Source organism: Streptomyces sp. DSM 118878 (assembly GCF_052936595.1).
Map to the genome: position 1 here is coordinate 3542560 of NZ_CP193622.1, position 18591 is coordinate 3561150.

At 73.1% G+C, this 18591-nt stretch carries 14 protein-coding genes; 2 read left to right on the forward strand and 12 right to left on the reverse strand.

The window, feature by feature from the left end; genetic code table 11:
• Nucleotides 1-18: 18 nt before the first annotated feature.
• The 6 genes from ACRAKF_RS15595 to ACRAKF_RS15620 all read right to left on the reverse strand — a co-directional run bounded on the left by ACRAKF_RS15595 (nucleotide 19) and on the right by ACRAKF_RS15620 (nucleotide 8938).
• Nucleotides 19-2316: a xanthine dehydrogenase family protein molybdopterin-binding subunit gene (locus tag ACRAKF_RS15595; protein WP_447037754.1), complete on the reverse strand. Its 2298-nt coding sequence runs from the start codon at nucleotides 2314-2316 to the stop codon at nucleotides 19-21.
• A complete protein-coding gene (locus ACRAKF_RS15600; RefSeq protein ID WP_447037756.1) occupies nucleotides 2313-4409 on the reverse strand; it encodes a 2Fe-2S iron-sulfur cluster-binding protein in 2097 nt (698 codons plus the stop codon). The genes ACRAKF_RS15595 and ACRAKF_RS15600 overlap by 4 nt, the downstream gene beginning before the upstream one ends.
• Complete coding sequence (locus ACRAKF_RS15605) at nucleotides 4406-5311, reverse strand: FAD binding domain-containing protein (protein WP_447037757.1); 906 nt, start codon at nucleotides 5309-5311, stop codon at nucleotides 4406-4408. The genes ACRAKF_RS15600 and ACRAKF_RS15605 overlap by 4 nt, the downstream gene beginning before the upstream one ends.
• A gap of 361 nt (nucleotides 5312-5672) precedes the next feature.
• Nucleotides 5673-7325, reverse strand: coding sequence for a beta-N-acetylhexosaminidase (locus ACRAKF_RS15610; protein ID WP_447037759.1), 1653 nt, complete (start codon nucleotides 7323-7325; stop codon nucleotides 5673-5675).
• Nucleotides 7326-7455: 130 nt separating this feature from the next.
• The gene (locus ACRAKF_RS15615) at nucleotides 7456-7752 is read right to left on the reverse strand and encodes a DUF3039 domain-containing protein (RefSeq protein ID WP_447037760.1); all 297 of its coding nucleotides are present in this window, start codon (nucleotides 7750-7752) and stop codon (nucleotides 7456-7458) included.
• A complete protein-coding gene (locus ACRAKF_RS15620; RefSeq protein WP_447037761.1) occupies nucleotides 7739-8938 on the reverse strand; it encodes an MFS transporter in 1200 nt (399 codons plus the stop codon). Before ACRAKF_RS15620 ends, ACRAKF_RS15615 begins: the two co-directional genes overlap by 14 nt.
• Before the next feature lie 110 nt (nucleotides 8939-9048).
• Here ACRAKF_RS15620 and ACRAKF_RS15625 point away from each other — a divergent pair, with 110 nt between their 5' ends.
• Nucleotides 9049-10038, forward strand: a complete 990-nt coding sequence (locus tag ACRAKF_RS15625) for a LysR family transcriptional regulator (protein WP_447037762.1) — start codon at nucleotides 9049-9051, stop codon at nucleotides 10036-10038.
• Here the strand turns inward: ACRAKF_RS15625 and ACRAKF_RS15630 are convergent.
• Nucleotides 10011-10619, reverse strand: a complete 609-nt coding sequence (locus tag ACRAKF_RS15630) for a YqgE/AlgH family protein (protein ID WP_447037763.1) — start codon at nucleotides 10617-10619, stop codon at nucleotides 10011-10013. The two genes, ACRAKF_RS15625 and ACRAKF_RS15630, sit on opposite strands and share 28 nt — an antisense overlap.
• Before the next feature lie 244 nt (nucleotides 10620-10863).
• On the opposite strand from ACRAKF_RS15630, the gene murA reads away from it, so the two are divergent.
• Nucleotides 10864-12204: a UDP-N-acetylglucosamine 1-carboxyvinyltransferase gene (murA, locus tag ACRAKF_RS15635; RefSeq protein WP_447037764.1), complete on the forward strand. Its 1341-nt coding sequence runs from the start codon at nucleotides 10864-10866 to the stop codon at nucleotides 12202-12204.
• A gap of 80 nt (nucleotides 12205-12284) precedes the next feature.
• Here the strand turns inward: murA and ACRAKF_RS15640 are convergent, their stop codons facing one another.
• From ACRAKF_RS15640 to ACRAKF_RS15660, 5 genes are all read right to left on the reverse strand, one after another.
• Nucleotides 12285-12566 (reverse strand): HU family DNA-binding protein, encoded by a 282-nt coding sequence (locus tag ACRAKF_RS15640; RefSeq protein ID WP_016645140.1) that lies wholly within the window; start codon nucleotides 12564-12566, stop codon nucleotides 12285-12287.
• A gap of 297 nt (nucleotides 12567-12863) precedes the next feature.
• Nucleotides 12864-14294, reverse strand: coding sequence for a malic enzyme-like NAD(P)-binding protein (locus ACRAKF_RS15645; RefSeq protein WP_447037765.1), 1431 nt, complete (start codon nucleotides 14292-14294; stop codon nucleotides 12864-12866).
• 397 nt (nucleotides 14295-14691) lie between these two features.
• A complete protein-coding gene (locus ACRAKF_RS15650) occupies nucleotides 14692-17088 on the reverse strand; it encodes a HelD family protein (protein WP_447041995.1) in 2397 nt (798 codons plus the stop codon).
• Between the two features lie 109 nt (nucleotides 17089-17197).
• Nucleotides 17198-17995, reverse strand: a complete 798-nt coding sequence (locus tag ACRAKF_RS15655; RefSeq protein ID WP_447037766.1) for an anti-sigma factor family protein — start codon at nucleotides 17993-17995, stop codon at nucleotides 17198-17200.
• Nucleotides 17992-18567 (reverse strand): sigma-70 family RNA polymerase sigma factor, encoded by a 576-nt coding sequence (locus ACRAKF_RS15660; protein WP_447037767.1) that lies wholly within the window; start codon nucleotides 18565-18567, stop codon nucleotides 17992-17994. The genes ACRAKF_RS15655 and ACRAKF_RS15660 overlap by 4 nt, the downstream gene beginning before the upstream one ends.
• Between the last annotated feature and the right edge of the window lie 24 nt (nucleotides 18568-18591).

Genomic DNA, 18591 nt, shown 5'->3' on the forward strand with positions numbered 1-18591 from the left:
CCCGCGCCGGGCCCCTGCTTATTGGGCGACGGCCGCCTGCGGGCGGATCGGGAGGCGGTTGACCGGGCGGCCCGTCGCGGCGCGGACCGCCGAGGCGATCGCGGCCGGGGACGTCACGACCGGGACCGCGCTCGCCGCCTTCGCGCCGAAGGGGGCGACGACGTCCCGCTCCTCCACCAGTTTCACGATGCGGATGTCAGGCGTGTCCAGGGCGGTGGGCAGGGCGTAACCGGTCAGATCGGGGTGGCGGACGATGCCCCGCGGGGTGCGGAGGTTCTCCGTGAGCGCCGCGCCCACGCCCTGCGTGACGCCCGCCTCGATGCGGGTCCTGAGCTGGGTGGGGTTGAGGATGCGGCCGACGTCCTGGGCGACGGCGAGCTCCACCACCCGTACGGTCCCCATCTCGACGTCGACGTCCACGACCGCGCGGATCGCGCAGAACGCCATGCCGACGAAGGCGTCGCCCTGCCCGGACTCGTCGAGCGGCTCGGTCGGATGCGGGCGGCACTGGGCGGTGGCCCAGAGCTCCTTGCCCTCAAGGGCCTCCGTGACCGTCGTGGACAGCACGCCGTCGTACGAGGTGATCTTGCCGTCGGTGATCTGGAGCAGCTCGGTGGACATCCCGAACTTGTGGGCCAGCGGCTGGAGGAGCTGGGTGCGGACCATCTTCGCCGCGCGCTCCACCGCACCGCCCGACACCCACGTGTGACGGCCGCGGCAGCTCGGGCCCGCGGGCGGCTGGTCGGTGTCCACGGGGGCGACGCGGACGTCGTCGATGCCGAGCGTCTCCTGGACGATCTGCCGGGCGAGCGTGGTGAAGCCCTGGCCGGTCTCGACGGCCGCGCAGATCACGGTCGCCGCGCCGTCGTGGACCTTCACCGTGGCGGTGGAGACCTCGTCCGTGCCCTCGGCGCCGAGGAGCTGGACCATGCCGAGGCCGTAGCCGACGCCCCGCCGGACGGCGGCCGGTTCGCCCGCGCCCTCGGGGCCGCCGGGCAGCAGCCATTCGTTCTCGGGGCTGTCCTTGGGCAGGTCGGGCAGCGGGAAGTCCCGGACCGCGCCGAGGAGTTCGGCGACCGGGGCGGGGCAGGTCACCGTCTGTCCGGTGGGCAGGATGTCGCCGGTCGCCATGGCGTTGCGCAACCGCAGCTCGGCCGGGTCGGCCCCCAGCTTCTTGGCGATCTTGTCCATCTGGGCCTCGTACGCGGCGCACACCTGCATGGCGCCCTCGCCACGGACGTGCCCGGAGGGCGGGTTGTTCGTACGGACGGCCCAGCCCTCGATGAAGGCGTTCGGCACCACGTAGGGGCCGCAGGCGAACGAGACGGCCGCGGCGAGGGCGTCCGACGAGGTGTCCGCGTAGGCCCCGGCGTCGAGCAGGATCTGCGCCTCGACCTTGACGAGGCGGCCCTCGGCGTCCGCGTGGTGGCGGTAGCGCAGGAGCGTGGGGTGGCGGTGGGCGTGGCCGAGGAAGGACTCCTCGCGGGTCGCCGTCAGCTTGACGGGGCAGCCCGTGCGCAGCGCGAGCAGTCCGAGGGGAAGCTGGAAGCTCGCGTCCTCGCGGTCGGCGGTCGCGCCGGGCACGCCGGTGACGACGACCTTCACGCGCTCGGGCGGAATACCGTAGCAGGCCGCGGCGCGGTCGCGGTCGGCGTGCGGGTCGGTGGAGGCGATGTAGAGCTCCACTCCCCCGTCCGGACGCGGCACCGCGAGGCCCGCCTCGGCGCCGATCGGCGCCGGGTCCTGGCGGCCGATGCGGTACAGCCCCTCGACGACGACTTCGCCCGCGGCCTCCGGGTCGCCGTGGCGCAGCGGGATGTGCCGGATCAGGTTGCCGTCGGGGTGCAGCGGCTCGGCCTCGAACGCCTTCTCCGGGTCCGTGACCGGTTCGAGCACCTCGTACTCGACGATGACGGCGGCGGCGGCCATCCGCGCGGTGTCGGGGTGGTCGGCGGCGACCGCGGCGATGGCCTCGCCGTGGTGGCGCACGACGTCGGAGGCGAAGACCGGCCGGTCCGCCGTCCTGCGGCCGTGCAGCGCCTCGCCCGGCACGTCCTCGTGCGTGATGACGGAGTGCACGCCCGGCATCTCCAGGGCGTGGCTGGTGTCGATGGAGACGATGCGCGCGTGCGCGTGCGGGGAGCGCAGGACCGCCGCCCACAGCAGGCCCTCGGCCCACAGGTCGGCGGCGTAGGGGAAGGTGCCCTCCGTCTTGGCGCGGCTCTCCGCCGACGCCAGGGACGCGCCGATGCCCTGCGTCGGCTCGGCGTCCCGCCCGTCGGCGGGGTCGGCCGTGGTGATGGTCTCGCCGCTCACGCCCGGCCTCCGTCCCGGCCGTACGGCCCCTGTGGTCCTTCGGGTCCTTCGGGTCCTTCGTACGGGTGGGGCGCCTCGTAGGGGCCGCCGGGGGCGCCGCCGTACGTCGCGTCGTACCCGCTCTCGTACGAGCCCTCGTGCTGGTGGTGGATGCCGCCCGCACCGGGTCCCGCCTGGTGCGGGATGCGGGCCTCCGCGGTGTGCTCATCGGGCGCCGGGGCCTGCTCGGCAGCGGCGGAGGCCCGGCGCTCGGCGACGACCTCGCGCACGGCGTCGAGCACACCGCGGTAGCCCGAGCAGCGGCAGAGGTTGCCGCAGAGGGCGCGGCGGGTCTCCAGGTCGGTGGGGGCGGGGTTGCCCTCAAGGAGGTCGTGCACGGTCATGGCCATGCCCGGTACGCAGAAGCCGCACTGGACCGCGCCGCAGGCCCCGAGGGCGCGCTGCACGTCGGAGGGCTGCCCGTCGACGGCCAGGCCCTCGACGGTACGGACCTCGCTGCCCGCGGTGGTCGCGGCGGGTACCAGGCAGGAGGCGACGAGCCGCCCGTCGACCTGGACGTTGCACGCGCCGCACTCGCCCTGCGAGCAGCCGTCCTTGGCGCCCGCGAGGCCGAGCCGCTCCCTCAGGACGTAGAGCAGGGACTCGCCGATCCAGGCGTCGGTGACGGGACGGTCGGTGCCGTTCACGCGCAGGACGTAGGAGAGGAGGGGGTGGTCGTCGTGGAGGGGGGCGGCCGGGGGCTCGGCGGATTCGTCCGCATCGCCCGCCTCGCCCGCCTCTTCGGGGCCCGCGGCGGCCTCGGGGCCCGCGGCGGCCTCGGGGCCCGCGTCGTCGGCGGCTTCGTCCCGCTCCTGCTCCTGCTCCGGGGCGGGGGCCGGAGCAGGAGCCGGGGCGGCGGCCTCCGGCTCGGCGGAGTCGCCCTGTACGCCCGCGGCCCGCTCGGCGTGCTCGGACCGCTCGGCCTGTTCCGTCCGGTCGGTCTCCGTGGAGTCGGTCGGCTCCTCGGGGCCTGCCGGCTCGACCTGCTCGAACTGCTCGACGGGCTCGACGGGCTCGTCCGGGTCGATGTCCTCGAAGGGCTCGGCGGGCTCGGCGGTCGCGTCCGGCTCAGGGCGCGCGTCGAAGGGCGCCATGGCGTCGGCGCCCGGTTCGGCCGCCTCCGGGTGCCCCGGCGCCCGGACGGGCTGACCGGAGTCCCGGTCGGAGGCCGGCCGGTCGACCTCGGGCACGCTGATCGCCCGCAGCAGCGTCGTCCGCTCGAACGGGTTCTCACCGTCCGGGTGTCCCGCGCCCGCCGGAGCCGCCTGTTCCGGGGCCTCCTGAAGCTGCTGGCCGGCGTCCTGCGTCTGTGCCTGCGCCTGTGCCTGAGCGCCCCACGGCGCACCGGCCCCCGCGCCCGTCGCCCACGGCGCGGGCGCGCCGCCCGGCAGGGTCGCGGGAGGCGTGCCGCCGCCCGTCCAGGCGTTGAACCGCGTCGCCGCCGGGGCGGCTTCGTCCGCCGTCAGCGCCGATGCGGAGTACTCCCCGGACTCGTCCGGCAGGTCACCGCCCGCGACGGGGATCGACCACTGCCCCGTGACGTCGTGTCCGGTGCCGTCGTGTCCGGTGCCGTTGTGTCCGGTGCCGACCTGCCCGTACTGCTGCTGCTCGTAACCCTGGGCGTAGCCCTGGTGGCCCTCGTGGCCCTGGTGGTGACCCTGGTGGTGCCCGTAGTCCTGTCCGTACGGCTGCTGTTCGGCCGCTTCCTGCTCGGTGAAGCTCCACTGGCCGGTGGCCCGGGGGTCGTAGCCGTGGTGCTCCGGGTGGAGCGGTTCGGGCTCCTGGGCCGTGCCCGCCTCCGGCCAGCGCACCGCACCGGCCGCTCCCGTGACCTCGGGCGGCATGACCCACGTGCCCGTGGCCGCCGGGTCGGTGGCGTCCGCGGTGGCGGGGGTGACCGTTATCGGCGGGGGTACATAGCCGTGCCCGGGCGCGGCGAGCGGCACGTCCAGCATTCCCTCGGGGAGCTGTACGAACGCCGTGGCGTCCGAGTCGTACTCGCCCTGCGGATGCGGCTGCCAGCCGCCGCCCTCGGTGCTCCGGTCGTCGCTCACGACAGTGCCCTCCCCAGTGCTCGTCGGGCCAGCGCGGCGACGGTGCGCCGCAGGTGCAGTACGGCGGGCGACAGCGGCTGTTCGGTGCCGTCGGCCGCCGGTGGCTGGTCCGGGATACAGGCGGATGCCACGTACTCACCGAAGGCGGTGACCGCCTCGGGCACGAGGCTGCCGCGCCCGCCGTCCCAGTCGATCAGGGAGGCGACCCACTCCTCGGCCTCCAGGGGCCGCAGCGGCATCGGCGCGATGGCGCCCACCGCGCACCGCACGCCGCGCCGCGCCGGGTCGAGGACCAGCGCCACGGAGGCCGTCGCGCGGCCGGGTCCGGTGCGTCCGGTCGCCTTGAGGAAGACCTGGGGGGCGTGCAGCAGCGGCACGCGCACGAAGCCGATGAGCTCGCCGGGGCGGAGCATCTCCACGCCCGCGAGCAGGTGCGACACGGGGATCTCACGGCGGTCGCCGCCGGGCCCCGCGATGATCAGGACGGCTTCGAGCGCGGCCAGCACGGGCAGCGCGTCGCCCGTGGGCGCGGCCGAGGCGATGTTGCCGCCGAGGGTGCCCGCGTTGCGGATCTGGGGCGGCCCCGCGGCGCGCGCGGCGGCGGCGAGGGCGGGGATCAGGGCGGCGAAGTCGGGACGGCCCATGCGGGCGTGGGTGAGCCCGGCGCCGAGGAGCGCGTGGCCGTCCTGGTACTGCCAGCCGCGGATCTCGCTGATGCGCCCCAGGCCGACGAGGGCGGCGGGGCGGAGCTGCCCGGAGTTGACCGAGGCCATCAGGTCGGTGCCGCCGGCGACGGGCACGGCGGCGGGCATGGCGGCGAGCGCCGCCACTGCCTCATCGAGCGTGGCGGGCAGCTTCACCGACTGCGGTGCCTGTGCCGCCCGCGGTGCGTGCGTGGTCAAAACCGGCTGCCCCTTCCCGATGCCCGGCCGCGTCCCTCACGTACGACACGTACGTGAAGTGCTCGCCGTTCGCGACGTGTCACCGTTACGCCTGCTCCGCCGTACGGTACGTGCTCACAACCCGGACGTGGCAACTCTGGCACATCTTCACCGGGGCCCGACGCGGGGGTCCGCTAGGAGGCATTCGTCCGTAGACCAGGGGGATATGCCGTTTTCGTACTCCGTTGACGGTCGGGGGTATTCGCCCCTCTCCGGTGGCACTTGGGAGCCTTGCGCCGACCGCCGCCACGGGGCCCCTGCCGGGGGTCCCGGCGGTCGCGCGCGTGCGCGAGCCGCCGGGAACGGGCGTGCGGCGACCACCTCACACGTTCGGGGGCGGCCCCTCGATCGGGCGGCCGAGCACACCGGGACGCTGCTGGTGCGGCAGCGGTCCGTTCGGCGGGCGGTAGTCGACGCCGAGTGCGTCAAGTCGCGCGTAATGGGCCGTCATCCGCCGCTCGAAGCCGGCGAAGTCGCGCTCGGCGGGCGCGGGCAGCCTGCCCCAGGCGACCTCGCTGAAGGCGGCGAGGCGCGGGAACACCTGGTAGTCGACGCGGCCCTGGTTCTCCATCACCTCGGTCCAGACATTGGCCTGGGCACCGATGACGTGCGCGGCCTCCTCCTCGGTGAGTTCGGCGGGAACGGGTTCGAAGCGGTAGACGTCCTCAAGGGTGCGAACGAAGCCGATGGGCATCGGCTCGTCCGGGCCGCCGTGCTGCCGGTGGTCCAAGTACACCTGCTGCTCGGGGCACATGATGACGTCGTGGCCCGAGCGGGCCGCGGCGATGCCGCCCCGGTAGCCGCGCCAGGAGGAGACGGTGGCGCCTTCGGCGAGGCCGCCCTCCAGGATCTCGTCCCAGCCGACGAGCCGCCGCCCGCGTGCCGTGAGCCACCGGTCGAAGTGGCGGATGAACCAGCTCTGGAGGCCGTCCTCGCCGTCGACCCCGAGCTCCTTGATGCGGGCCTGGGCGGTGGCCGATGCCTTCCACTGGTCCTTGGGGCACTCGTCGCCGCCGACGTGGATGTAGGTGGACGGGAAGAGGTCGAGGACCTCCTCGAAGACGCCCTCGTAGAAGCGGATCACTTCTTCGGTGGGGGCGAGCACGTTGGGGTTGACGCCCCAGGTGTCCCAGACGGTCAGCGCGCCGGTGTCGACGACGTCCGTGTTGCCCAGGTGCGGGTAGGCGCTGATGGCCGCCTGCGAGTGGCCGGGGATCTCGATCTCGGGGACGACGGCGATGTGCAGGGCGTCGGCGTAGGCGACGATCTCGCGGATGTCGTCCTGCGTGTAGTAGCCGCCGTGCGGGCGCTCCTCCCAGAGGGGGGAGGCGCGGTGTCCCCACTTGGAGCGGGCCCGCCAGGAGCCGGTCTCGGTCAGCTTCGGGTGGCGCTTGATCTCGACGCGCCAGCCCTGGTCGTCGGTGAGGTGGAAGTGGAAGACATTGAGCTTGTGGGCGGCGAGCAGGTCGAGGTAGCGCAGGACGCCGTCCTTCGGCATGAAGTGCCGGGAGACGTCGAGCATCATGCCGCGCCAGCGGAACCGCGGGGCGTCCTCGATGGCCACCGTCGGGACCGACCACGCGCGCGTGGGGTCGAGCGGTGCGCGCCGGAAGGCGTCGGGCCCCAGGAGCTGGCGGAAGGTCTGGGCGCCCCAGAAGACGCCCGCGGCCGCGCCGCCCTCGATGCGGACCGTGCCGTCCTCCACGGTGACGCAGTACGCCTCGGCCGCGAGGCTTCCGTCGATCCGCAGCACGATGCCGCCGCGGCCCGCGCCACCCTCCGCCTCCCCGTCCTTCGGGGCGTCGGGGAGGCGCAGTCCTGTCGCGGCGCCGACCGTGGCGCGCAGCCACCGCGCGACGCCCTCGGTGCCGGGCCCGGCACCGAGCACGGTGTCGTCGTCGAGCGGGAGGGAACCTGGGGTGGAAGCCACCCAGCGGGCGCTGTTCGGCGCCGGGATCAGCTGCTCAAAGGTCATGCCACGGAAGGCTGTCACGCGATTGCACAACGCAAAAGAGGCGTTGCGGCAGGCGCAACGCCCCTTCCGTTCAGAGCGAAGTACAGCGGAGGAACAGCGGAGAACAAGCCCCCGGAAGGACGACGAACGACTACTTCTTGCCGTCCTTGCCGCCCTTGTCCTTGTCACCGCCGGCGTTCATGGACTCGTAGATCTCCTTGCACATGGGGCAGACGGGATACTTCTTCGGGTCGCGGCCGGGGACCCACACCTTGCCGCAGAGCGCGACGACGGGGGTGCCGTCGAGCGCGCTCGCCATGATCTTGTCCTTCTGGACATAGTGCGCATAGCGCTCGTGGTCGCCGTCACCGTGCGACACCTGGGGTGCCGGCTCTACGAGGGTCCCCGTACCTGCCCCGCGCTCGGGCTCGGGCTCAAGAGTGCTCATGGTTGCCAAGGGTACTCACGCGCGCGGCCTCCTGGCAGCGACCGGCTCCCGGAGCCCTCCGCGAAGGCGCCGTCACGAGGTGCAGCACGAGCCCCGCCCCCGCCACCACGGCCGCCGCCCACGGCAGATGGCGCGGCGCGAGCCCCGCGGCGAGGGCGACTCCCGCCAGGCCTGAGCCGACCGCGCTGCCCAGGTAGAGCGCGGAGTTGTTGAGCGCGAGGGCGACCGTGCCGCGTTCGGCGCGCAGGGCGAGCAGCCGGTGCTGCTGCGGGACCTGGAGCGCCCAGCCTGCGGCGCCCCACAGGACCAGCGCGGGGTACGCGGCGGCGCCGAGCGACGGGAGGACGCCCACGGCGACGGCGAGGGCCGCCATGATCCCGCCCACCAGCACGGCCGCCCTGCCCGTACGGTCCACCAGCGGCCCCGCGACCACGCTGCCGAGGACCCCGCCGATCCCCCAGGCCCAGAGGTGGGGGGCGAGGTCGCTCTCGGCCACGCCGCCCGCCGAGCCGAGGACCGGGGCGAGGTAGGTGTAGAGGCCGAGGCTCGCGACCGCGGCGAGGAAGGAGACGCCGACGACGGGGACGACACCCCGGTCGGTGAGGGCCGCGAGCCGCGTCCGGGCGGGCACCGGGGGGTCGGCGGGCACGGCGGGCAGCCACACCGCGAGCCCCGCGAGGGCGAGCGCCCCGAGCACGGTCACCGCCCCCATGGTGGCGCGCCACCCGGCGTGCTCGGCGAGCAGCACGCCCAGCGGCACGCCGAGGACCGTGCCCGAACTCATGCCGCCCATCACCAGGGCGAGCGCCCTGCCGCGCCGCTCCTTGGGTACGAGCGCGGCCGCGGCCGCGGTGGAGAGCGCGGAGTAGACCCCGGCCCCGGCGCCCGCCACGGCCCGGGACAGGAGCAGCACCGCGAGCCCCGGCGCCAGGGCGGTCAGGGCGTTGCCCAGGGTGAAGACGCCGAGCGCGCCGATGATGAGGGCGCGGGGGCGCGGCCCGGCGGCCGCTCCCGCGACCAGGGGCGCGCTCACCGCGTAGGCGAGGGTGAAGACGGTGACCATCTGCCCCGCGAGCGAGACGGTGGTCCCCAGGTCCCCGGCGACGACCGGCAGCAGCCCGGCCATCACATAGGCGTCGAGCCCCAGCGTGAAGGCCCCCAGCATCAGCAGCCATACCTTGCGCACGGCGTATCAACTCCCTCTCCTCCGGGCCGCTACCCGCGGCGGAAGGGAAACGTAGGCAGCCTCCACATCCCGGGGGAAATGCCGACGGGGCCCATTTATGCTGGGGCGGCATGGATCACGTACGGGATGAGTGCGCGCGGGAGACGGACGCGGACGCGGGGCGCGAGGGGGCGGGGCACGAGCGGGCCGGGCACGAGCGGGCCGGGCATGAGGGCGCCGGGCACGACGGGGCGGGGGTTCTTCAGGGGGTTGAGCTGCGGCATCTGCGTGGATTTCTCGCCGTGGCCGACGAGCTGAGCTTCACGCACGCCGCCGACCGGCTCCACGTCGGACAGCCCGCGCTCACCCGGACCGTGCGGGCCCTGGAGGAGAGCCTCGGGACGCGGCTGCTCGACCGGACCACGCGGCGCGTCGCGCTCACCGGGGCGGGACAGCGGCTGCGCGACGGCCTCGGTCCCCTGCTCGGCCGCCTGGACGCCACCCTGCGCACCGCCGCGGGCGCCGAGCCGCCGCTCCTGCGGCTCGGCTTCACCTCGCTGCTGCCCGAGGCCTGCGCCGGCCTCAACGCCGCGTTCGAGGCGGCCACCGGCGCGGGCGTCCGCCTGGTCCGGCGCGACGCGCCGCTCGCGGGCCTGGCGTCGGGTGCGTGCGACGTCGCGGTCGTACGGGGCGACATCGCGCCCGGCGCCCCGGTGCGCACGCGCGTACTGCTGCACGAACCCCGCGTCGCGGTCGTCGCCCGCGGCGCGGCCGAGCTCGCGGGCCGCCGCGTGGTGGACTGGACGGAGCTCGCGGAGCTGCCCCTGGTCGTGAACACGGTCACCGGCACGACCCGGCCCGACCTGTGGCCCGAGCACCGCCGCCCGCGCCTCGCCTGCACCGCCGACAACTTCGACGAGTGGCTGGAAGCGGTCGCCGCGGGCCACGGAGTCGGCGTGGCCCCCGAGCCGGTGGCCCGCAGGCACTCCCACCCCGCGCTGCGCTACGTACGCCTGAAGAACGCCCCGCCCGTCGCCGTGCACCTGGCGGTCCCGGCACGGGACGCGCACCCCCTGGCCGAGCGCTATCTCGCTCAGTTCAGCGAGGCGTCGTCCGGATAGGTCGCCACCATCGCCAGTTCGCTGCGCTGGCGTCTGAGGACCGCGCGCCACAGCCGCTCCGGGTCCGGGGACGAGACGTCGCCGGGCTCGGACTCGACCACGTACCAGGCGCCGTCCGCCAGTTCGATCTCCAACTGGCCGGGGCCCCACCCCGAGTACCCGGCGAAGATCCGCAGGCTGCCCAGGGCCGGGGAGAGCAGCTCGGGCGGGGCCTCCAGGTCGACCAGGCCGATCGCGCCGTGCACTCGGCGGAAGCCCACGGGATCACCGCCGCCCCCACGGAGCCGGGAGCCCGCGGCGGACGCCTCGTCGCCGGGGACCACGGCGATGCCCAGCGCCGAGTCCAGCGAGACGGGGCCGCCCTGGAAGACGACGCCCGGGGCTCCCGCCAGGTCTCCCCAGCCCTCCAGGATGTCGGAGACGTCGACCGGTGTCGGGCGGTTCAGGACCACGCCGAGCGAGCCCTCCTCGTCGTGGTCGAGAAGCAGCACCACCGCGCGGTCGAAGTTCGGGTCCGCCAGGGCCGGTGTGGCCACGAGCAGCCGCCCTGTGAGGGAGGACACCTCGGTCATGAACGACATGATCCCGCATCTTCCCCCCGGACGGGGAGGCTATGGGCGTACGTGAGTGAATGCAGCTCAGGGCGCAAGGAGGCGGACGGAGCGCACACGACGGGCAGTGACCCAGAGCGTCCGGATACGTACGGTTCGTGTTGTCACGGACTCCTGACTTGTTCTGGCCGCCCTCACCCTTACGGAATGGGGGTACGCGGCCATTACGCTTGCCCTTTGGTCCCCCCGTCCATCCAATCGGAACGCGAGATTCATGACCGTCACCGACGATGTCCTGCTTGTCCACGGCGGAACCCCGCTTGAGGGCGAGATCCGTGTCCGCGGCGCGAAGAACCTCGTGCCCAAGGCCATGGTCGCCGCGCTGCTCGGCAGCGCGCCGAGCCGGCTGCGCAATGTCCCCGACATCCGCGACGTCCGTGTCGTACGCGGCCTGCTGCAGCTGCACGGCGTGACGGTCCGCCCAGGCGAGGAGCCGGGCGAGCTCATCATGGACCCGTCGCACGTGGAAAGCGCGAATGTCGCCGACATCGACGCCCACGCGGGCTCGTCGCGGATTCCGATCCTCTTCTGCGGCCCGCTCCTGCACCGCCTCGGGCACGCCTTCATCCCCGGCCTCGGCGGCTGCGACATCGGCGGCCGGCCGATCGACTTCCACTTCGAGGTGCTCCGCCAGTTCGGCGCGACCATCGAGAAGCGTGAGGGCGGCCAGTACCTGGAGGCCCCGCAGCGGCTGCGCGGCACGAAGATCAAGCTGCCGTACCCGTCCGTGGGCGCCACCGAGCAGGTCCTGCTCACCGCCGTGCTCGCGGAGGGCGTGACCGAGCTCTCGAACGCCGCGGTCGAGCCCGAGATCGAGGACCTCATCTGCGTCCTTCAGAAAATGGGCGCGATCATCGCCATGGACACCGACCGGACCATCCGGATCACCGGTGTCGACAGCCTCGGCGGCTACAACCACCACGCCCTCTCGGACCGCCTGGAGGCCGCCTCCTGGGCTTCCGCGGCCCTGGCGACCGAAGGCAACATCTACGTCCGCGGCGCCCAGCAGCGCTCGATGATGACGTTCCTGAACACCTACCGGAAGGTGGGCGGTGCCTTCGAGATCGACGACGCGGGCATCCGCTTCTGGCATCCGGGCGGCTCGCTCAACGCGATCGCCCTGGAGACGGACGTCCACCCGGGCTTCCAGACGGACTGGCAGCAGCCGCTCGTCGTCGCCCTGACGCAGGCCGCGGGGCTCTCGATCGTCCACGAGACGGTCTACGAGTCGCGGCTCGGCTTCACCTCCGCGCTCAACCAGATGGGCGCGCACATCCAGCTCTACCGCGAGTGCCTCGGCGGCTCCCACTGCCGCTTCGGCCAGCGCAACTTCCTGCACTCGGCGGTCGTCAGCGGCCCCACAAAGCTCCAGGGCGCCGATCTGGTCATTCCCGACCTGCGCGGCGGCTTCTCGTACCTCATCGCGGCCCTCGCGGCGCAGGGCACGTCCCGCGTCCACGGCATCGACCTGATCAACCGGGGCTACGAGAACTTCATGGACAAGCTGGTGGAGCTGGGCGCGAAGGTCGAGCTCCCGGGCAAGGCGGCGCTGTAGCGGCGTCCAGCCTTGGACGGCACGCCAAAGGGGCGGCCACCCGTTACCGGGTGGCCGCCCCTTTTTTCAGCTACTGAAGGCTACTTGCCCTTAGCGGCTTCCTTCAGCTTGGAACCAGCCGAAACCTTGACGCTGTAGCCGGCCGGGATGTTGATCGGCTCGCCGGTCTGCGGGTTCCGGGCGGTGCGAGCGGCACGGTGGGTGCGCTCGAAGGTCAGGAAGCCGGGGATGGTGACCTTCTCGTCGCCCTTGGCAACGATCTCGCCGACGGTCTCGGCGAACGCGGCCAGCACGGCGTCGGCGTCCTTGCGGGTCACCTCTGCGCGGTCGGCCAGCGCGGCCACCAGCTCACTGCGGTTCATGTTTGTACTCCCGTGTTCTTTTGCCGTTGAGGCGTGCCACGCGGCAGGGCCGCATGATGGGCACAGCGAAGACGATGCTGCCAGGGTCCTCGGACAGTCCCCGGACCCGGGTCTGACGTCAGACCCTCGCGCCCGATTACGCATCCTGCCCCCACCTGCGGCGGTAAAGCCAATCCGGCGCCCTCAGGGGTCACACGGAAAGCGTCCGCCGTCCCCGGAAGTGGGGCGTGGGAGGCCTGCTGCCAAGCCACCCTAGAGGGGCCCCGCAGGGGCAGGGTCCCGCGACGCGCCGTTGGACTAGACCGTGGGCCCCGTCACAGACGCGCCCGCGGCCTTGGCGGCGGTGCGCACCGCTCCGGCCACCGCGCCCGCGACCTTGTCGTTGAAGACGCTGGGGATGATGTAGTTCCGGTTCAGCTCGTCCTCGGCGACGACGTCGGCGAGGGCGCCCGCGGCGGCCAGCATCATCTCCGTGTTGACCGTACGCGACTGGGCGTCGAGCAGGCCGCGGAAGACGCCCGGGAAGACCAGGACGTTGTTGATCTGGTTCGGGAAGTCCGAGCGTCCCGTGGCCACAACCGCCGCCGTCTGGCGCGCGATCGCCGGGTCGACCTCGGGGTCGGGATTCGCGAGCGCGAACACGATGGCATCGTCGGCCATGGCGGCGACGTCGTCGCCGTTCAGGACGTTCGGGGCCGACACGCCGATGAAGACGTCGGCGCCGACGACGGCCTCCTTGAGGGTGCCGGTGAGCCCCTCGGGGTTGGTGTTGTCGGCGATCCAGCGCAGCGGCGAGTCGACCTCGGTGCCGACCAGGTCCTCGCGGCCGGCGTGCACGACGCCGTGGATGTCGGCCACGACGGCGTTCTTGACGCCCGCGGCGAGGAGCAGCTTCAGGATGGCCGTGCCCGCCGCGCCCGCGCCGGACATGACCACGCGCACGTCGCCGACGTTCTTGTTGACCACGCGCAGGGCGTTGGTGAGGGCCGCGAGGACCACGATGGCCGTGCCGTGCTGGTCGTCGTGGAAGACGGGGATGTCGAGGGCCTCGCGCAGCCTGGCCTCGATCTCGAAGCAGCGGGGCGCGGAGATGTCCTCCAGGTTGATGCCCGCGAAGCCGGGGGCGATGGCCTTGACGATCTCGACGATGGCGTCGGTGTCCTGGGTGTCCAGGCAGAGCGGCCAGGCGTCGATGCCCGCGAAGCGCTTGAAGAGGGCCGCCTTGCCCTCCATGACCGGCAGCGCGGCCTTCGGGCCGATATTGCCGAGGCCGAGCACCGCGGAGCCGTCCGTGACGACCGCGACGGAGTTCCGCTTGATGGTGAGGCGGCGGGCGTCCTCGGGGTTCTCCGCGATGGCCATGCAGACCCGGGCGACGCCCGGGGTGTAGATCATCGAGAGGTCGTCACGGTTCCGGATGGGGTGCTTGGACGCCATCTCGATCTTGCCGCCGAGGTGCATCAGGAACGTACGGTCGGAGACCTTGCCGAGGGTGACGCCCTCGATGGTCCTGAGCTGCTCGACGATCTCGTCGGCGTGCGTGGTGGAGGACGCCGCGATCGTCACGTCGATCCGCAGCATCTCGTGGCCGGAGGCCGTGACGTCGAGGCCGGTGACCGAGCCCCCGGATGACTCGACGGCCGTGGTGAGCTGGGAGACCGCTGTTCCGCTCGCGGGCACCTCCAGCCGGACCGTCATCGAGTAGGAGACGCTGGGCGCCGTTGCCATGGCCGACTTCCTCTGCTTTCACCTTGTAGCTCTTGCCGTCCGATGGTCGCACCTACCGCTGAGTACGTGGTAGTCGCCCCGGATTGAGAACGTTTTGTTCATCGGCCGCTGGGGTTCCGTGGGGGTTTCTTTTTCGGAAACTTGTTTCCACCATACGAGAAGTGGCCGGAAACAGAAAGAGGCCCACGCCACCAAGTGACGTGGGCCTCTCTACGTTCATGACACCGACCCGCCATGCTCGCCTCGCGGCAAGTGGTCGCTCGTAGCGACGATGGTTGGGCCCGGGGGCTTGGATCGAGCCGGTGCCACATCCAAGGTAACACCGCACCCCCCGGAGGGAAGACCCTCAGGCCCCCCTCGTGCCCGGGAGACGAATCCAGCCCCTGTGGGGCGGCCCTCAGTCCCGCAGCAGATCCGGCACGCCCTCCGTGTCCGGGTCGTCGCGCTCGCCCGAGAGGACCGTCAGCTGCTGGGTCGCGCGCGTCAGCGCCACGTACAGGACACGCAGGCCCGCCGGGGACTCGTCGGCGATCTCCGCGGGCGAGACGACGAGCGTCGCGTCGTACTCCAGGCCCTTGGCCTCCAGGCTGCCGAGCGCCACCACGCGGTCGCCGAGCCCGGCGAGCCAGCGGGCGGCCTGCTCGCGGCGGTTCATCGCCACGACCACGCCGACCGTGCCGTCGACCCGGTCCAGGAGCCGCGCGGCCTCCTCGCGCACCGAGGCGGCGAGGTCACCGCCCCGTACGACGGCGAAGCGGGGCTCCACGCCGGTGGAGCGGACCGCCGACGGCGACATGGCGCCCGGCATCGCCAGGGCCAGGACCTTGGCGGCGAGCTCGGCGATCTCGGCGGGGTTGCGGTAGTTGACCGTGAGCGTGAAGCGCCGGCGCGGGCGGGTGCCCAGGGCCTCGTCACGGGCTTCGGCGGCCTCGTCCGGGTCGGACCAGGAGGACTGCGCCGGGTCGCCCACCACCGTCCAGGTGGCGTGCCGCCCGCGGCGGCCGACCATGCGCCACTGCATGGGCGTGAGGTCCTGCGCCTCGTCGACGATGACGTGGGCGTACTCGGTGCGCTCCGCCGCCAGGCGTTCGGCGCGCTCACGCTGGGTCTCCTCGCGCTGCGGCATCAGCTCTTCGAGGCCGGTGAGCAGGTCGAGGGGGTCCAGCTCCCGCTTCTTCCTGGGCCGGTTCGGCGTGCCGAGGATCGCCTGGAGCTCGTCGAGCAGCGCGACGTCGTGCACGGACAGGCCCTCGCGCCGCAGCGAGCGGGCGACCTTGCGGACCTCGCCGGAGTTCAGGACCCGGCGGGCCCAGCGGCCGAGGCGCCGCTCGTCGCCCATGGCGGCCAGGACGCCGCGGGGCGTCAGCTCCGGCCACCAGGCGTCCAGGAACGAGATGAAGTCGTCCTCGGAGGTGACGTCGTCGTCGAAGGAGGAGCGCAGCTCGGCGGTGAGCTCGGGATCGCTGTGGCGCCCCGCGGCCCCCGACTGCGACCACAGGGCGTCCAGGAGCAGCTTGCGGGCGCGGGGGCGCAGCAGGTTGACCGGGGCGGTGCCGCCCAGGGCGTTGTGGCGGATGCGGTTGAGCTGGTCGGCTTCGAGTTCGAGGCGGCGCCCGAAGGCGACGACGCGCAGGCGGGTGGGGGCGCCTTGGACGTCCGTTCTCGCCTCCCCTTCGGCGTCGTGCTCCTCCTCGCCGAAGGCGAGCTGCTCACCGGTCGCCTTCGAGGCGGTGGTGCCGTACGGCACACGGGCTCCGGCGCCGGCGGTCCCCGTCCCCTGCTCAAGCGCCCCCCGCGCCGCCTTCCGCAGCACCTTCAGCATGCGCGACGAGCCCTTGACGCGGGCCACCGCGGGCGAGTCGTAGACCGTGGCCTCGGCGCCGTCGACCAGCGAGCCGACCGCGCGGATCGCCACCTGGCCCTCCTCGCCCAGGGAGGGCAGCACGCCCTCGGTGTAGGCGACCAGGAGCGGGGTCGGCGAGACGATGAGGATGCCGCCCGCGTACCGGCGGCGGTCCTGGTAGAGCAGGAAGGCCGCGCGGTGCAGCGCCACGGCCGTCTTGCCGGTGCCCGGGCCGCCCTCCACGTACGTCACCGAGGCGGCGGGCGCCCGGATGACCATGTCCTGCTCGGCCTGGATCGACGCCACGATGTCCCGCATCGAGTGGCTGCGGGCCTGGCCGAGCGCGGCCATCAGCGCGCCGTCGCCGATCACCGCGAGCTCCTCGCCGTCGAGGCGGGCGGTGATCTCCGGGCGCATCAGGTCGTCCTCGACGCCGAGGACCCTGCGGCCCTTGGAGCGGATGACGCGGCGGCGCACGACCCGGCCCGGGTCGACCGGGGTCGAGCGGTAGAAGGGCGCGGCGGCGGGCGCGCGCCAGTCGATGACCAGCGGCGAGTAGTCGGAGTCCAGGACGCCGATGCGGCCGATGTGCAGGGTCTCCGCGATGTCCGCGTGCTTGCCGGTCTCGTCCTCCCTGATCGTGCCCTCCGCCGGCTCGACCGCCGTGTAGGCGCCGTCGGGGCCCTTCTGGCCGTCCTTGCCCCGGAGCAGGTCGATGCGGCCGAAGAGGAAGTCCTCGAACTCGTTGTTGAGCCGGTTCAGGTGCACTCCGGCCCTGAAGACCTGGGCGTCGCGCTCGGCGAGCGCGCCCGGCGTGCCGACCTGACCGCGCTGGGCCGCGTCGTTCATCAGGAACTCGGCCTCGTGGATCTTCTCCTCAAGGCGCCGGTAGACCTGGTCGAGATGGTCCTGCTCGACCCCGATCTCACGGTCGCGTGTGCCTGACGGCATTACTGCGTTGACGTCGGCCACCGGGGCCCCTTTCAAGACATGCTGCTCACCGAACCGAGCAGCCGTCCACCGTACGCGAAAGGGGCCCTGCTTGTGCACCGGGAAGCGCTTACACGTCGACCTTGACCAGGCGTTCGCCGTCCAGCGTGGTCACCTCGAAGTGGTCGATGTCGTTGCGGTCCATGGCGGCGCCCCCGTGCACGTACAGCGGGCCGCGCGCCCATTTGTTCGGGCTGTCCTTGATTCCGTAGCCCCACTTCGGCACCGACCAGGTGGTGACCGTCTCCTTCTCGCCGTTCTTGCCGACCGCGACCAGGGAGCATTTCAGCGGGCCCTTGACGTTCTTCAGCTCCAGGACGGCGTGCGTGCCCCAGGCCTTCTCCTCCGTGCCGACCGTGGCGCTGACCTCGGTCGACGCGTCCGTGCCCCGCGACTTCTCCGTCATGTGGTGGAAGAAGGCGTCCTCGGCGGGGCTGGTGGGGTGCGGGTCGGCCACGGCGTCGCGCGAACCGCCGTCGTCACCTCTCACCGCGAGGACCGCGAGCGGCCCGCCGATGATCAGCACGGCCGCCGCCGCGACGAGCAGCAGGGTCCTGCGGCGCCCGCGCTCCCGCTCGGCGGAGACCTCGCCGGCCAGGCGCTCGGCCAGGCGCGGCCCGGGGCGCGCGGCGAGCCGCTCGCCGATCTCCGGTGCGCCGCGCCCGGCGGGGAAGTCGGCGAGCGCCGCCAGCATGGGCGCCATGCCGGAGAACTCCTCCAACTGGTGTGCGCAGTACTCGCATCCGGCGAGGTGCGTCTCGAACCGGGTCGCCTCGGCCGCGTCGAGGACGCCGAGGGCGTAGGCGCCGACGGTCTCGTGGATGTTCTCCTCCTGCCACCCGCCGTGGTGGCCGTAGGACCCGGTCATACCGTCACCCCCCGCTCCTCGAGCGCCAGCTTCATCGAGCGGAGCGCGTAGAAGACCCGCGAGCGGACCGTCCCGCTGGGTATGCCCAGGGTCTGTGCCGCCTCATTGACCGTACGCCCTTTGAAGTAGGTCTCGACAAGTACCTCACGGTGCGCGGGAGTCAGGTCCTCCAGCGCGTCGGACAGTGTCATCAGCCACAGCGCCTTATCGATCTCGTCCTCCGCGGGGATGACCTCCAGCGGCGACGGATCGACCTCCTGCGGCCGGGCCTGCCGGCTGCGGTGGCCGTCGATGACGATGCGCCGTGCGACCGTCACCAGCCAGGGGCGTACCGAACCGGTGGCCCGGTTGAGCTGACCGGCGTTCTTCCAGGCACGGATGAGCGTCTCCTGCACGACATCCTCGGCGCGCTGCCGGTCGCCCGCCACGAGGCGGAGCACGAAGGCGAGGAGCGCTCCCGCGTGCTCGCGGTAGAGCGCGCGCATCAACTCCTCGTCGGGTCCCGGTGGCTGGCGCGAGCGGTGCCGGGGCGACGGCGGGCGTTCATCGGCCACGGCGGAATCCTTGCGCACGGCTGCCTCCGGTGTCCGCGGTTC

Bases quoted from the DNA above. Each gene is read 5' to 3' on its own strand.
- ACRAKF_RS15655 (WP_447037766.1), bottom strand. From the start codon at position 17,995: ATGACCGGGTCCTACGGCCACCACGGCGGGTGGCAGGAGGAGAACATC.
- murA (WP_447037764.1), top strand. From the start codon at position 10,864: ATGACCGTCACCGACGATGTCCTGCTTGTCCACGGCGGAACCCCGCTT.
- ACRAKF_RS15625 (WP_447037762.1), top strand. From the start codon at position 9,049: ATGGATCACGTACGGGATGAGTGCGCGCGGGAGACGGACGCGGACGCG.
- ACRAKF_RS15610 (WP_447037759.1), bottom strand. From the start codon at position 7,325: ATGACCTTTGAGCAGCTGATCCCGGCGCCGAACAGCGCCCGCTGGGTG.
- ACRAKF_RS15615 (WP_447037760.1), bottom strand. From the start codon at position 7,752: ATGAGCACTCTTGAGCCCGAGCCCGAGCGCGGGGCAGGTACGGGGACC.
- ACRAKF_RS15630 (WP_447037763.1), bottom strand. From the start codon at position 10,619: ATGTCGTTCATGACCGAGGTGTCCTCCCTCACAGGGCGGCTGCTCGTG.
- ACRAKF_RS15650 (WP_447041995.1), bottom strand. From the start codon at position 17,088: ATGCCGTCAGGCACACGCGACCGTGAGATCGGGGTCGAGCAGGACCAT.
- ACRAKF_RS15645 (WP_447037765.1), bottom strand. From the start codon at position 14,294: ATGGCAACGGCGCCCAGCGTCTCCTACTCGATGACGGTCCGGCTGGAG.
- ACRAKF_RS15640 (WP_016645140.1), bottom strand. From the start codon at position 12,566: ATGAACCGCAGTGAGCTGGTGGCCGCGCTGGCCGACCGCGCAGAGGTG.